Origin of the sequence: Psychrobacter sp. Sarcosine-02u-2, assembly GCF_002836335.1 — a bacterium.
Lineage (GTDB): Bacteria > Pseudomonadota > Gammaproteobacteria > Pseudomonadales > Moraxellaceae > Psychrobacter > Psychrobacter faecalis.
Genome location: NZ_PJBX01000132.1, coordinates 17,629 through 33,256 on the forward strand (window position 1 = coordinate 17,629; position 15,628 = coordinate 33,256).

Consider the following 15,628-nt stretch of genomic DNA (forward strand, 5'->3'; position numbering starts at 1 on the left):
GCTTTTTATTGGCCATTATTTATAGTAGAAGAGATTTGAGTAGAAATAGCGTTAGCGGGTCTGCTCGCATTGGATAAATTTTCCACAATAAGCGTTTTAGAAGAAACAGTTTTAACAGGTATCGGACTTTCGACGAACTGAAAAGATTGGCAACCTGTTACAGGAATTGTCGCTGCCAACGTAAATATAAAGAAGAGTGATTTCATAAGGACATCTCGAGCGTTATTGGCAACATGGCAATGGTTGGCGATATTAAACAGCATTTATCATAAATAAAATGCTGCATCAGTTAAAAGGGTTTTTGCGAGTAGGGTAACGCTTATTTGGAATGTAAGGTGGATGACAAACGGTCGCTATGTATCCATTATGTACGCTTAAAACCTGTAATAACAAGTACAGAAGTCCTTTTTTACTATATATAGCGATTTATCTCCACGCTTTAATAATGGATTTCATAAATTTTCTAGGTTTAGTAATTGTTTTTTAAAGGATTAATTATCTTGCCCAAATTCATAATATGAAAATATATAGTGATTAAATATAAATTAAATCTCTTAAGAGGTTTTTTAACTTTTGTAAAAGTGTGCGGTGAATGAGTTACTATTTAAGTAATAGTGGCGAAATAGTTTTACATTAGTGGGGTGAGCAGACATTGTTTAGAAACTATCTCTATTAAGTTGTTTTATCACGCCACTTTATTAAGCATTTTACTGGACGATTTGCTAAATCATGTAATGGATTATCCGTTGAGTACTGACGCCATTGTCAATAATTTTACTCAATATCAAATGTCTTATCCTGACCAATCGTTCTAATAATAATTACAACACCCTAGGTGCCAGCTATATGAGGATATTATGAAGCCACTTTCTGTGATGTTATCGATGCTTGTCATTGGTATTACCTCCAGCGCCGCGATGGCTGAAGGTGCTAACCTTCCTAATGCCAATTTACCCGATGCTAGCTTACCTAATGTAAGCCCCGCCAATAGTGAGCTTGTCAACCGCGGTGCCTATATTGCCCGTGCCGCTGACTGTATGGCTTGTCATGGCGAAAATTATACGGGCGGCACAGCGATTGAAACCCCTATGGGGAAAATTTATTCAACCAATATTACCCCTTCTAAACGTTACGGTATCGGCAATTATACCGAAGCAGATTTAAAGAACGCTTTGCAAAAAGGTCGGGCGCCTGACCATATGCTGTATCCTGCCATGCCTTATCCTTCTTATAGCGGCATGAAAGAAGAGGATATCAGCGCCTTGTTTGCTTATCTACAAACCGTACCGGCTGTCGATGAAGCGCCTAAGCAAGAAACCAAACTACCCTTTCCCTTTAATTTCCGTAGCTTAATGATCGGTTGGAACTTGCTCAATATACCCTCTACTGAAAAGCGCGACGGTCTAAATGAGACCCAAAAACGTGGTGAGTATTTGGTCAACAATCTCGAGCATTGCGGCACTTGTCATACGCCGCGTAACAGCACCATGGGCTTTGATAAAAAAATGTATTTATCAGGCGCACCACTTGGTAATTGGCATTCGCCAAACATCACCCCTGACGAGTCGAGCGGTATCGGCAGTTGGAGCGAGCAGGATATTATCACGTATCTACGCACCGGTGAACTTGACCAGCGCGCTTATGCAGGTGGACCGATGGGTGAAGCGGTCGCGCACAGTACGCGTTATCTTAAAAATGAAGATTTGAGCGCGATTGCCTCTTATCTAAAAGCCATCCCTGCTATCCAAACAGAAGACAAGGTCAATAGCGTCAATGTGGCGCGCTTGCCAACGCCTGTGAACGAATCAATCACGCATGACTTACTGGCGCAAAAAGACTACTTGGCGCAAGCAAAGTCAGAAGTAAGTAACGGTAGTAACTCACCAGAAGCGTTATATTTAGCCGTTTGTGGTAGCTGTCATGGGGTTGATGGTTATGGCCAACCTGACGCGCGTTATGCGCCTATCGTTGGACTGAGCAGTCTGCGCCGCGAAAAGCCTGACGCTCTCGTTAATATGATTTTGCATGGGGTAGAGAGTGCAACCAATACTTCGCCTATTATGCCAGGGTTTTCAGAAGAGCTCAGCAGTGAGCAGATTGCGGGTATCACTAACTACGTCCGTACCAGCTTTGGCGGTCATGCAAACAGTGAGGTCAGTGCCGCTGATATTGAGCGCATCGCGTCTACAGGTGTCGAAAAGCCTTTTTTAATTAAGTACGCAGGCTTACTGGCGATTGTCGGCATCATTGTGGCGATATTGATTATTATCTTTATCGTGCGCGCCATTTTACGTTCTAGACGCCGCCGTTAATCATAGTTTATCAGTTGCAACGGGTTTAGAATTTATTACCAGACAAGGATTAACGGCAAAATGGTAGGGCATGACAGCTTGGCAAATAAGCGCAGAGTTAAGCCAAGCTGATCAAATTACAAAGACTTATAAATGATATAAGCGTTTATTACTAGAAATAGAACAAGTGCCTACGGTTATGTACGAACGTCTACTTTAAGGATATTATTATGAAAGACATGCTTCAATCACCAACGCGGCGCCAACTGCTCTCGATGATTGGTAAAACAGCGGGCGCGACCGCCATGTATCAGGCGATGACGACGTTAGGATTTGCCTCAGAATCAAGCTTTAAAGAAACGATGGACTTAAAAGGGGCGCCTCCCGGTGCTAGCATCATCGTTTTAGGTGCCGGTCTTGGCGGACTGACCGCGGCGTATGAGCTGCGTAAAGCTGGCTATGACGTCAAAGTGCTCGAGTTTCAAAATCGTGGCGGCGGTCGTAGTTGGACGCTGAATAGTGGCGATAGGTATACCGAGCTTGGCGGTGAAGAAGTTACTTGTGATTTTGAAGAGGGCAACTATTTTAATGGTGGGCCGTGGCGTCTACCAAGTCATCACTATGCCGTTTTCCATTATTGCAAACAGTTTGGCGTTGAGATGCAGCCCTTTATTCAAACCAATGACCGTGCTTATCTGCACCGTAGTACTCATTTCAATGGTGTGCCGCAGCGCTTAGGTGATGTAAAAAACGACATCCAAGGACACGTAGCAGAATTATTGTCAAAAGCGGTGAATGTTGGCGGTTTGGATCGTTCTGTGAATAAGGAAGACAAAGAAAAGCTACTTGAAGGCTTAAAAGGTTGGGGCGTGCTCGATAAAGACTACCGCTACCGCGCCAGCAATGCGACCAGTAAGCATCGTGGTTATAGTGTCTTGCCAGGTGGTGGCTTGATGCCTGATGAAACTCCATCAAAGCCTTTACCGGTCAGCGAAATATTAGATTCGGGCATGTGGGCCGATATTTATGGTAATCATATGACCTATGCGCATCAGCCAACGATGTTTCAACCGGTTGGCGGTATGGGTAAAATCGGTGATGCCTTCACCCGTGAATGCCGCGATATGATTGAGTTTAATGCCAAAGTGACTAAGATTCATCAAGATGAAAGCGGCGTTACGGTCAATTATGTCGACAGCAACAGTCCAGATGGCGCGACTAAGACCATCCGTGCCGATTGGTGTGTCTGTAATATTCCACTAACTGTACTGACCCAGCTTGATATTAATGTTTCAAAGCCGATGAAACAAGCGATGGCAGCGGTACCTTATGAGACTTCTTATAAAGTAGGTTTAGAGTTTAATCGCCGCTTTTGGGAAGAAGACGAGTGGATCTATGGCGGCTTGACCTATACCGATATGCCGATAGCCCAAATTGCTTATCCTTCAGAAAATATGTTTAAAGACGGTACTGGGGTATTATTAGGGGCCTATGGTTATGGACCGACCTCATATAAATTTAATACGTTAACCCCGCAAGAGCGAATTAATGTCGCACTTGCCTACGGTAAATATATTCACCCGCAGTATCCAAAAGAGTTCCGCGCTGGTACGTCAGTGGTCTGGCACCGCATTCCTTGGACACTGGGTTGTTATGGTATTTGGAATGAGTCTACCCGCCGTCAGCATTATGACACCTTATGCAGTATCGATAACCGTATTGTACTGACGGGCGAGCATTGCTCACACATTCCAGCATGGCAAGAAGGCGCTATTTTATCTGGCATGGATGCCGCCAAGCGCCTACATAAAAAAGCAAAAATGCTGGGTTAATATGAATAACTATAAAAATTCAGAGGCTATCATGGACAATGCAATCGTAAAGAAGGCAATCGTGAAGAAAAAAGTCATGAGAGAAATGACCCCTAAACTGCTGACTGTGATGTTGCTGGGTGCGATGAGTAGTGCAGCACTTTTAGGCTGTAGTCAACAATCAGACGATGTACAAACGGTGGCAACTCTACATGAGCAAGACCCCATCGTAACGGACGATTATCAAGCAAGCCGTAATACCGGTAGCTGGGGCGGCGTTTACATGAGTCGTGAGGAGCTTACTGCACCAGCCGTCAATGTCGTTGATCACAGCTCGCTTCCTACTATGGATAATGATCCAAGTATTGCTGAATGGGAAACCAAGTTTGAAGGGACAAATGCCTTTGTGACAACAGATGGCAAAAAACTCTACCATGACTCTTGCGCAGCTTGTCATATGCACAAAGGCGAGGGTGCTTATGGTGCCGGCTATTATCCACCACTTGCCAATAACAGCAAAATGCAGTCAAAGTATTACATCATTGATATCTTAATTAATGGCTTTCGCGGTATGCCATCGTTCCATCACATGATGAACGATGAACAGATGGCCGCGGTCACGCAGTACGTGGTCACTGATTTAAATGGTTATACGGATACGGTCACCGCCGCAGATGTTGAACAATTGAGACACGCGGTGCCGCCGGCTAGTGATCCAAGTGATGAATAGGGATGAGTTATGTCACTTAGGATGTTAGCTCATAACTTTTAAAAGTGGATGGCTGATATAAGAATCAAGTTATCATTCTTGGTAAAATAAAAAAGCGCCCGATATGTTTATCGAGCGCTTTTTTATTTGTGATCATTTAGTATAGCATAACCCTATTTTACGCAATAAAGATGGCTAAGTTATCTAAGTTATCTAGGGCTAGATGACCAAACTGGGGAGCGGATAGTACCTTGACCAGATTTACCGAACGCTTCGCCGCCGTTTAAGGACTTAATAGTCAGTACGCCTTTACCGCCCTGCTTTGAAGCAAAAACCACGCGCTTACCGTTCGGTGAAAAACTTGGTGCTTCATCGATACCTGTCGCGCCTAAGTTCGCAGTGATGGCGCCGCTACTGTTCATGATGGCAGCTGAACGACCACTTAAAAAGGCGATTTGCGAGCCATCGCTACTAAACTGCGGGCTGGTTGCATAGCCACTATTCGATACTTGCGTGGTACGGCCTGAACCAAACTCATAACGATAAATGCGTGGTTTGTTAAACCCTGCACGGTCACTAACAAAGACAAAAGATTTGCCATCAGGGGCATAACTTGGTTGTACTTCACTGCTTGGCCAATTGGTCAGACGTCGTGGTTGACCGCCACTAGCGCTCATCTCATAAATATCGGCGCTACCCTCAAAGCTACTAGAAAACAATATCTTGCTACCATCGGGCGAAAATGACGGGCTAAGATTGCTACCTGGGAATGGCGTCAATGGCGTAGCCCCGCCGCCGCTTACGCTTTGAATATAGATAACAGGGTGAGACTTATCGCGCTGGACTGAATAAGCAATGCGATTGCCATCAGGGGACCAAGTCGGCGAGAAGATAGAGCCTGCCACTTCTGTGATGGTTTTGGCGTTTTCGCCGTCCGCATCCATGACCTTTAAGCGCGAGATTTTCTCTTTGCCGGTGCCGATTTCTTCGATATAAGCAATGCGCCCTGAGAAGTCGCCGGGAATGCCGGTGATCAGCTCATATACTTTGTCCGCAATCACGTGGGCGGCGTAACGCATACTTTCTTTATTATTATCAGCGGTTAACGTTTGCTTGCCTTCGATCACGCGTCCGGTTTTAACCTCAATGACTTCATAATCGGTGACCACTTTACCGCGATTGCTGCGCGTGCTACCGATGACAAGATAAGGGATGCCCATGCTTTGCCAAACGGGTAGGGTACCGGCTAACTCGCTACTGCTATGCGGCTGCTGCGGTAGGTTTTGACTGGTTACTTTTAGCTCAGTTTTGCTCAAATCATTTAAGATAATCGGTGATAAGGTAGAATCGCCAGCAAAGGAGACAAAAGCCACTTGGCTTTGTTGTACCGGAATCTCATAATCCAATTCTAAAACGACAGGCGCCGCCAAGACGCTAGGAGCAAGCAATAAGCTTGAGGTAGTGGCAAGTAAAGAAAGGCATAGTTTTTTATGAATGCGCATAACCAAGTCAAACTCCTAGATGGGGATAATTGTTTTTATAAATGCTAAATCAATGATAACGTTAAAATAATATCGCCGCGGGTGCAAGTTGCTTAAAGTAACGTTAGCAATAATATCGTGTGTGGGCAACTGCTTAATTGCTGCCCTTAAACTGTATGGTAAAAGTGGGGTATTTGGGGTCATCAGCATCAATCGGTAAGCTGCCGGTATTGAGCACCGCTTGTTTGGCGGCTTCATTGACCGCGCTATCAGGGCCTGACGCTGAGACATTCACGACAGCGCCACTGGAATTGACTGTGATGGTCAAGGTGGCACGCTGCGTTGAGCCTTTTGCCGCTGTCGGCGGATTATAGTTGCGTTTGATTAAATTGATGATTTCACTATTACTGGCGCCGCGACTACCGCTTGATGCCGAGCGACTGCTACCCTTTGCAGTACTGGAAGTGGTGGTGTCACCAGATAGTGTTGATTGACCATCATCTCCTAAGCTAAGGGTCTGTCCTGCGCTACCTGAGCCGCCCGTATTGATTTCTATATTTCTATCATTGGCGGTAGGACGTTTAATCTTAGGAGGGTTATTTTGTTTATTACGAAAATCTCGCAGCCTTTTTTGCTCTTCTATCAGCTGCGCTCTTCTTTCTTGTTCAACCTGATCATGCTCATCTAGTACAGATTCATCCAACTGCGCTGCCCACTCAGCCATATTGCGCTCATATTCTTGATTTTGCTCAAGTAGGCGCTGGTGTTGCTCTTCGCTCATCAGCATTGGGCGAGAGTTCACCGCCTCGTCAGAACGAGTAAAAACAGGCACGCGCTGCGAAGTCGGCTCGCTTGGATTGTCGTAGCTGACGCTGTCATCAAAGCTGGTCTCTGGCATGCTGGTTGATGAGCCACTTGCACCACTATCGGCTGGCATCGCGCTCGCCGCTGCGGCACGATTGGCCAGTATCTCTCCTTGCATCTCAGCCAATTGCTCAGGAGATATCATCACGGTTTCGATGCTACCTGCGGTCTCGACTTCCATGTTTTGATACGTATAAGCTAGTATGCCAATCACAAGACCGTGTGCCAACAAGCTTAAAAGTGTCGGTAAAGTCAGCCCGTTACCTTCAGGTTCGGTCGGTACATAAACGGTGGGCGCATTACGCATAGTTGGGATACTCAAATACGATATTTATCAAATGAACGACTTTATTATAACCACTTGAGCCAATCAAGGTTAATCTAAGAGCAGGGTAGATAGATTATAAAGAAGGCGCGGGTAACGGTGCACCCGTCAATAGTCCTACCTTTTGGATGCCTGCTTGTTGCAAGGTTGCCATCAGTGTCATGATAGCGCCGTACTGATTGTTTTTATCAGCGTTAATCATCACCTGTAAAGGCTGAGCGCCAGCATCGGTATTTTGATTTTGTAAGTTGGTTAAGGTATCAATCAGTTCCGGCTCACTAATCGGCAGGTCGATATTATTCTCATAACTGATAAAAATCTCGCCGCTATCGGTCAAGGAAACAATCACAGGCAGCTGACTTTGACTGATGGTATTGGTTTGCTCTTTTGGCAAATCAACATCGACGCCCGTTATCAGCATTGGCGCGGTGACCATAAATATCACCAGCAGCACGAGCATGACGTCGATATAAGGAACGACGTTCATCTCCGCATTTAGCGCTTTTTTCTCACGGCGATAAGGGCTTTGTTTCATAGACCAGTTACCTGAGTACTTTGGCTATTTTGAACGCTTTGATTGGTTTGGCTTACTTGCGTACCCGCTTGCGGAATCTCGATACTGGTCTCGCGCTGTAGCATGCCTGTCATCTCGTCACAAAACAAAGCACGAGAGTCGTATAAGCGGCTCGCTTTGGCGGTAAAATGGTTATACGCCAATACCGCAGGAATCGCGGCGAATAAACCCATAGCCGTAGCAATCAAGGCTTCGGCAATACCCGGTGCGACAGTCGCTAAGGTCGCTTGCTCGCTTTGCGACAGCCCCAAAAAGGCATTCATAATACCCCAAACAGTACCGAATAAACCGACATAAGGCGCCACCGAACCAATACTTGCCAGCGTCGTTAGCCCCGACTCTAACAATTGCTGCTGACGACCCAATCCAACCCGCAGCTTACGCTCAACGCCGTCGATAATGTCGTCTTTAGGCTGACGTTTTTTATGCATTCTTAGGTATTCAGAAAACCCAACATAAAAAATCTGCTCAAGCCCTTGGCGCTCAGGCGAGCCTTGAACGCCTTGATACAGCTTTGCCAAATCTTCCCCTGACCAAAACCAAGTTTCAAACTGCTGGTCAAAATTTCTGGCGGTGCCAAGACGCGCACTCATACGAAAAATAATCACCCAACTGAGCAATGACGCCAATAATAACAATGCCATCACAATCTGTACCAATAAACTGGCTTGGGTGATTAGGTCGATAATATTTAAGGATTCAGGCATGTAAGCGGCTCATGGATAATGAATAATAGTTAATCTAATAAGGGATTTTATATCAACCCGTTAGTGTACTGCTAAATCACGCAAATATCATTAATAATATGTTAATGGCAGTGCATGAATTGCTCTCGATAAATTTTTATAAAAAAATAATGACAGCACGAGTATTTTATAATATTGTCCATATGGTCAACTAATTTGCACTCTTATACTAAGAAGATGCGCCATTCATTGAAATTTTGAGCGAATTTCACTAGAATGTTATGGTTTGTTGCTGTCATTTTTCATGATGGTTCGTATTTACCAAATTATGTGTGGCTAACGGATTAAAAACATCGTCTCTAACCTTAGTGTATCAGCGTCATTTACAGTCGCAATCTGGAAGCGTCATTTATCGTCGCAATTTGGGTGTATTTTATATGTTTGTTTTAAACGCAGTATCGAGCGTCGCAATTTGGAAGCGACACTTATCAATACAGTTAGATAATGATAATTTACTTACTGCAATTTGGAAGCGACTCTTATGAACGCAATCGAACGCTATTTTGGTATCAATGGTCAAAACACCACGATCAAAACAGAGATTTTAGCCGGTGTGACCACGTTTTTGACGATGGCTTACATTATTTTTGTCAACCCTAACGTCCTTGCTGACGCTGGTATGGATAAAGGTGCGGTGTTTGTCGCCACCTGTCTTGCCGCCGCAGTTGGTTGTTTTATTATGGGAATTTATGCTCGCCTGCCAGTCGCGCTAGCCCCCGGTATGGGACTCAACGCCTTTTTTACGTACGGCGTGGTTTTAGGAATGGGCTACGCGTGGCAAACGGCACTTGGCGCGGTATTTTTGTCCGGTTGTATCTTTATCTTGCTAAGTTTATTCAAAATTCGTGAAATTATTATCAACTCTATTCCGGACAGTATTAAACAAGGTGTGGTTGCTGGTATCGGTGCATTTTTGGCCTTTATCTCCTTACAAACCGCAGGCGTCATCGTCAATAATGACGCGACGTTGGTGGGACTTGGCGATATGACCGCGTTTTCACCTGCGATGGCGGCATTGGGCTTTATTGTTATCGTTGGCTTGTCGCATAAAAAAATACCCGGCGCGGTAACGATAGGGATTTTATTGGTAGCGCTTATCAGCTTAATTACTGGTAACACACAATTTACTGGCATTATATCGGCACCGCCACCGATAGCGCCAACATTGATGCAGCTGGATATTGCTGGTGCATTTGACGTAGCGATGATTAGTGTTATTTTTGCCTTTTTATTCGTCGATTTATTCGATACCGCTGGAACCTTGATTGCAACCACCAGTCAAGCAGGCTTAATTGGTAAGGATGGCAAAATACCTAATATGGGCAAAGCGCTACTGGCAGATTCGAGCGCCACAGTTGCCGGTACGCTACTAGGTACTTCATCGACCACCAGCTTTGTTGAGAGTGTGTCAGGTATTGCAGCCGGAGGACGTACTGGATTAGTCGCTGTGACGGTCGGGGTGCTATTCTTATTAAGTATGTTTTTTGCTCCACTTGCTGGTATGATTCCAGGCTATGCAACAGCAGGCGCGATTTTTTATGTCGCTGTACTGATGATGGGTACTCTAAAAGATGTTGATTGGTTAGATCTAACAGAGGCGGCGCCCGTTGTCGTTGTGTTGTTGTTTACACCATTAACCTACTCAATCGCTGATGGTATCGCGCTTGGATTTATTACCTTTGCTGCTATTAAAGTCGTCGCCGGTAAGTTCTCTGACGTGAGCATTCCCGTTTGGATATTAACGGCCGTGTTACTTGCGAAGATTGTGTTTATCTAAGATTGCAATTTAAATTCCAATCATTTTCAGTCATTTGATAAATGCTCAGCTTTACGCATAAAAAACCCTTCTTATTTTAAATGAGAAGGGTTTTTTATGCGTAAAGAAAAATACTATAAACAGCTATATTCAGCACGAAATAAAATGATTACGTTATTAATTCGCTCATATTCTGTATGTGTTTAAATTAAATGGGTGAAATAAGTATAAAGACAAGTCATTGATTCAAAAACGATTAATTAGCCGTAGTAAACATAAATTTATAACTAAAGCGTCATTTCTAATAAGTGGTTAATAACCATTTGTTTTTAAACAGTATTTTGTTTGGTTAAAATAGGTAAATTCGTTAGTTGGAAATTTTTTTTCATGCTACCATGTCGAGGTTAAGCGCATCACCTCAATCAACGCCGTAGAGGTTTTTCTTACAGTGAATTAGTATTCTATAAGATGACAGATAAGTGTTTATTAGGCTTTAAGTTTCCATAAAACTCAGATGTAATAAATGTTAGATTTTATGAACGTAAACCTCTATAAAACGTCACTTGCCTCTGATCATCACCTCCTTTCACTACTAACAAGAAGAAGGCACTAATGCCGCTTAGCTGTTCGTTGTTGCCTTTATATTGTTAACGTAGCCCGTTTAACACTAAAACGACCTACTTGACCGTTTCCAGCCTATGCTGGATTTTCTCGTTTTATAATGGCGCTGTTTGGTCTTTTGTATATTGCTAATTGGCTTATTTCTATAGTTGTTATTATTTATCCACTATTCGATATCAAAGATGTTTGTTATCAAGAATAGTAGGGATGAAATTTTAAGAATGTTTGACAATAATTGCCGCTATATCTTTAGCAATCAAAGCTCCTACCGCACCATTTATTATGGTTTTTAAACGATAGTTATGGAGTTGTTATGAACCCAGTAGACCAATTTACCCCGCAAGAGCCGATTTTATTTAATCCGCTCGATATATTGAAGCCCGCTTATCTCAGTCAATCGTCGAACGAGCTTTTCTCCCGTATTTCTCCTTTATATAGTGTGGACGAGGAGCGCTGGTTGACGGACTTGTTGCCGCTCGCCAAACCAACGGATGCCGAGCGTGAAGGGGCTGCTACGCAAACTCGTCAATTGGTCGAGCATGTGCGTAATGATGGCAAAGCCGTAAAAATGGTTGATTCATTATTGCTTGAATATAGCCTTGATACCCAAGAAGGTATCTTGCTCATGAGTTTGGCAGAAGCCTTGATTCGGGTGCCAGACAATTACACCGCTGATGCGCTTATCCACGATAAAATGAGCGTCGCTGACTGGAAAAAACACATCAAAAATGACAATGGTTTTATGGTCAATGCCTCGACGTGGGGCATGATGATGACGGGCCGCGTTGTCAGTATTGATCGTGATACTACCGCTGCTGGGTTTTTGGACCGTATGACCAAAAAAATGGGCGAGCCGGTCATTCGCAGCGCCATGCAAAAAGCCATGCGCATTATGGGACATCAGTTTGTGCTTGGTGAAACCATTGAGGGCGCCAACAAAAACAGCCAGCCTTATCGTAATAAAGGCTATACCTATTCGTTTGATATGTTAGGTGAGGCAGCGATTACCCATAAAGATGCGGAAAAATACTTTAACGATTACCTGCATGCGATTAAAGCGACGGCCAGCATCAAGGTAAAAGAAGGTATGCCAAAGCCGTCAGTGTCTATTAAGCTATCAGCATTGCACCCGCGTTATGAAGCGACGCAAGAAGCGCAAGTGATGGGACTATTGCGTCAGCGTTGCTTGTTATTGATTGAAGCGGCTCGTGAGGTCAATGTCGATATCAGTATCGATGCCGAAGAAGCAGACCGGCTTGAGATTTCTTTAAAGCTGTTTGAGTCTCTTTACCGTGATAATTTAACCGCCGGTTGGGATGGCTTAGGGTTGGTGGTACAAGGTTACTCTAAACGTGCGATTGCCGTTCTGACGTGGCTTGCGCGTTTGGCAACTGAAGTCGGTGACCGTATTCCGGTGCGTTTGGTAAAAGGCGCATACTGGGATACTGAAATCAAACTGGCGCAGCAAAAAGGACTGTCCGGCTATCCGGTCTGGACCCGTAAAGAAGGCACGGACACCGCTTATCTTGCCTGTGCGCGCTTCTTATTGTCAGAGCATTTGCGCGGTTTGATTTGGCCACAGTTTGCTACCCATAATGCGCACACGCTTGCTTCAGTGATGACTATGAGCGCGCACCGAGAGTTTGAGTTTCAGCGTCTTCATGGCATGGGTGATGCACTTTATGACCATATTCTGCAAGCTTATAAAATCCCTGTTCGTATCTATGCACCCGTTGGCGCTCATAAAGACTTGCTACCGTACTTGGTACGCCGTTTACTAGAAAACGGTGCCAATAGCTCGTTTGTGCATCAGTTATTAGATAAGTCTTATCCGATTGATAAGCTAACGGTACACCCGTACGATAAGTTATTGACCAATGCTACTTTGCATAATCCTGATATTCCGTTGCCGCTAGATATCTATGGCGCGCGCCGAGCCAGCTTTGGCCCTAATATCTTTGTAGAGTCGCAGTGGCTACTATTTAAAGCCGCTATCGATAGCCATTTGCATAAAACCTGGTCGGCAACTTCTATTATTAACGGCAACGCAGTTGATGCACATAAAGTCGATGGCAATTCTGAAAAACTTGAGTCGCAGACCGTACGTGCGCCTTGGAATCATGAAGTCATCGCAGGTAAAGTCACCTACGCCAATGCTGATATTGCGCAGCAAGCCATTGATGCTGCCATTGCAGGTCAAAGCGTATGGCAAGCCGTACCTGTTGCCAAGCGTGCTGCTATTTTGCGCAAAGTAGCGGACTTGTATGAAGAAAACTATGCCGAATTGATGGCACTTTGCCAAATCGAAGCGGGTAAAACCATGCAAGACGGCATTGATGAAATCAAAGAAGCGGTTGATTTTTGCCGTTTTTATGCCGATGAAGCAGAACGTCTCGAAGCCAAGGTTTATGAGTTTACCGACTTAGCAGGCAAGCAATCACGTCAAGTGTATAAGCCGCGTGGCACCTTTGTTTGTATTAGCCCGTGGAATTTTCCTTTGGCAATTTATACTGGTCAAATCATGGCGGCACTTGCGGCGGGTAATACTGTGGTCGCCAAACCTGCTGAGCAAACCAGCTTGATTGCCCATTTTGCTGTGCAGCTGATGTATCAAGCAGGCGTGCCGGTAGACGCTTTGCAGTTTGTCGTTGGCGCGAGCGAAGTTGGCGGCACGTTGACCGCTGCTGATAATATTGCAGGCGTTATTTTCACCGGTTCAACCCAAACGGCGCAGCATATCAATCAGAGCCTGCATCAGCAAATCAGTGGTGAGTTGCCAGTATTGATAGCCGAAACCGGCGGTCAAAACGCCATGGTTGTCGATTCAACCGCATTGCCCGAGCAAGTGGTTAAAGATGCGGTATTATCTGCCTTTGGTTCGGCAGGTCAGCGCTGTTCTGCGTGCCGTATCTTATGTGTGCAAGAAGAAGTGGCGGACAATTTAATCGAGCTGTTACAAGGAACGATGGCTGAATTGGTCGTCGGCAATCCATTGTATGCGGCAACCGATGTCGGTCCAGTGATTGATGCTGATGCCAAACAAAGTCTGGACGCGCATATCGAACGTATGGCGGCTGAACCAACGGCGACGATTTTGGCGCAGACGCCGATGAGCGCAAGCTCAGTGGTTAGCGAAGAGCACTCTACCTTTGTCTTGCCAACCGCGATTGAAGTAAAAAGTATCGATGTGATTGGTGGCGAGCACTTCGGCCCGATATTGCATGTACTACGTTATCAAGCGCGTGATTTAAATAAGCTTATTGATGCGATTAATAGCACAGGTTTTGGTTTGACCTTGGGTATCCACAGCCGTATTGAAAATATTGCTGAGCATATCGAGCGCCGTGCCTTTGTCGGCAACACTTACATTAACCGTAACCAAATCGGTGCCGTCGTTAACGTGCAACCGTTTGGCGGTTGTGGTCTATCTGGTACAGGTCCAAAAGCTGGCGGGCCGCATTACGTTGCGCGACTGATGCAGCTATGCACTGAGTCAGTCATTACTGAGCCGAACACTGCGGTAGAAAATAATAGCACTGAAACCCTTACCCAAATCGCATAAGGAGTAGCAAGATGGCGAATGAATTTAAAAAGAATCATGCCCAAGTTTGTGAAGCTTGGCGGTTATTAAGCGCGGTAGAGCGAGCAACTTATCTGCAAGCGGCTGTTGCTAAATTGGCCTTACTTACTGGTGACGCCAATAAAGCCAAGCGTTTATTTACCCATTTATTAAATGCCGCGCCGATGCTCGATGACGTGCAGCGTATGACGGGCGCAACGGGTGAGTCCAATGATTTGTATGTGACAGCTCGCGGTAAAACCATGGTTATCGGCGGCGAATCTGCCCGCGCGATGGCGGTACTTGGTCAGCTGGTGGCAGCTTTATTGACTGGCAACGAGGTGATACTGCATTGTCCAAGTCAGAGCGAGATGTGTGTTGAAGCGGCAAAAATATTGCATGACACTGGCATCAGCGATGATGTCTTAAGCGTTGCCAATGATTCGCAAACTATTACACTGCTATATATCGATCGATTGGCGCAAGTTGCGGTCGCTGGCAACCAAAGCGAAGTGCAAGCCATCAGCCAAGAGCTTGCTAAGACCGATGGTATCTTGACGCAAGTTATTGCAGTCACTGATATGGAGGGGATGTCAGAGATGCTAACGCCCGATTATCTGTACCGCTTTGTCACTGAGCGGGTAAGGACCATTAATACCACAGCGATTGGCGGTAATGCGAGCTTGCTCGAGCTTGGCACTGAGTAAGTGCTGTAAAGCTAAATAAAAAAACTAGGATTGTATAAGCGGCGGTCAGTAGCCATTTTCCAAGCAATTTGGGAAATGATTACTGACCGTTTTTTATTGTTTTATGAAAAATTAAGGATAAAATTAATCAAAAAGGTTGGCTAAAAATATATACTATTAAAAAGTTTTTGAATTATTAAACTTG

Annotated in this window: 10 protein-coding genes; 6 read left to right on the forward strand and 4 right to left on the reverse strand. The window is 44.9% G+C overall.

What is annotated here, in order from left to right; all coding sequences use genetic code 11:
* Positions 1-857: 857 nt before the first annotated feature.
* The 3 genes from CXF58_RS04785 to CXF58_RS04795 all read left to right on the forward strand — a co-directional run bounded on the left by CXF58_RS04785 (position 858) and on the right by CXF58_RS04795 (position 4,832).
* The gene (locus CXF58_RS04785; RefSeq protein WP_102076754.1) at positions 858-2,312 is read left to right on the forward strand and encodes a cytochrome c; all 1,455 of its coding nucleotides are present in this window, start codon (positions 858-860) and stop codon (positions 2,310-2,312) included.
* A gap of 209 nt (positions 2,313-2,521) precedes the next feature.
* Positions 2,522-4,123 carry a flavin monoamine oxidase family protein gene (locus CXF58_RS04790; RefSeq protein WP_102076755.1) on the forward strand — a complete coding sequence of 534 codons (1,602 nt, stop codon included), beginning with the start codon at positions 2,522-2,524 and terminating at the stop codon, positions 4,121-4,123.
* A 76-nt stretch (positions 4,124-4,199) separates the two neighbouring features.
* Positions 4,200-4,832, forward strand: coding sequence for a c-type cytochrome (locus CXF58_RS04795; RefSeq protein ID WP_102076762.1), 633 nt, complete (start codon positions 4,200-4,202; stop codon positions 4,830-4,832).
* A gap of 188 nt (positions 4,833-5,020) precedes the next feature.
* On the opposite strand, the gene CXF58_RS04800 is transcribed toward CXF58_RS04795, so the two are convergent.
* From CXF58_RS04800 to tolQ, 4 genes are all read right to left on the reverse strand, one after another.
* On the reverse strand, positions 5,021-6,313 hold the full coding sequence (locus CXF58_RS04800; protein ID WP_102076756.1) for a PD40 domain-containing protein: 1,293 nt from the start codon (positions 6,311-6,313) through the stop codon (positions 5,021-5,023).
* Between the two features lie 133 nt (positions 6,314-6,446).
* Positions 6,447-7,463: a cell envelope integrity protein TolA gene (locus tag CXF58_RS04805; protein WP_102076757.1), complete on the reverse strand. Its 1,017-nt coding sequence runs from the start codon at positions 7,461-7,463 to the stop codon at positions 6,447-6,449.
* Between the two features lie 94 nt (positions 7,464-7,557).
* Positions 7,558-8,016 (reverse strand): protein TolR, encoded by a 459-nt coding sequence (gene tolR / locus CXF58_RS04810; RefSeq protein ID WP_068408657.1) that lies wholly within the window; start codon positions 8,014-8,016, stop codon positions 7,558-7,560.
* Positions 8,013-8,762 (reverse strand): protein TolQ, encoded by a 750-nt coding sequence (gene tolQ / locus CXF58_RS04815; RefSeq protein ID WP_068408659.1) that lies wholly within the window; start codon positions 8,760-8,762, stop codon positions 8,013-8,015. Before tolQ ends, tolR begins: the two co-directional genes overlap by 4 nt.
* Before the next feature lie 520 nt (positions 8,763-9,282).
* Between tolQ and CXF58_RS04820 the strand changes: the two genes are divergently transcribed.
* The 3 genes from CXF58_RS04820 (at position 9,283) to CXF58_RS04830 (ending at position 15,444) form a co-directional block, all read left to right on the forward strand.
* Positions 9,283-10,578: an NCS2 family permease gene (locus tag CXF58_RS04820; protein WP_102076758.1), complete on the forward strand. Its 1,296-nt coding sequence runs from the start codon at positions 9,283-9,285 to the stop codon at positions 10,576-10,578.
* Positions 10,579-11,491: 913 nt separating this feature from the next.
* Positions 11,492-14,740: a bifunctional proline dehydrogenase/L-glutamate gamma-semialdehyde dehydrogenase PutA gene (putA, locus tag CXF58_RS04825; RefSeq protein WP_102076759.1), complete on the forward strand. Its 3,249-nt coding sequence runs from the start codon at positions 11,492-11,494 to the stop codon at positions 14,738-14,740.
* Positions 14,741-14,751: 11 nt separating this feature from the next.
* Positions 14,752-15,444, forward strand: coding sequence for a 1-pyrroline-5-carboxylate dehydrogenase (locus CXF58_RS04830; RefSeq protein ID WP_068408665.1), 693 nt, complete (start codon positions 14,752-14,754; stop codon positions 15,442-15,444).
* Positions 15,445-15,628: the final 184 nt, after the last annotated feature.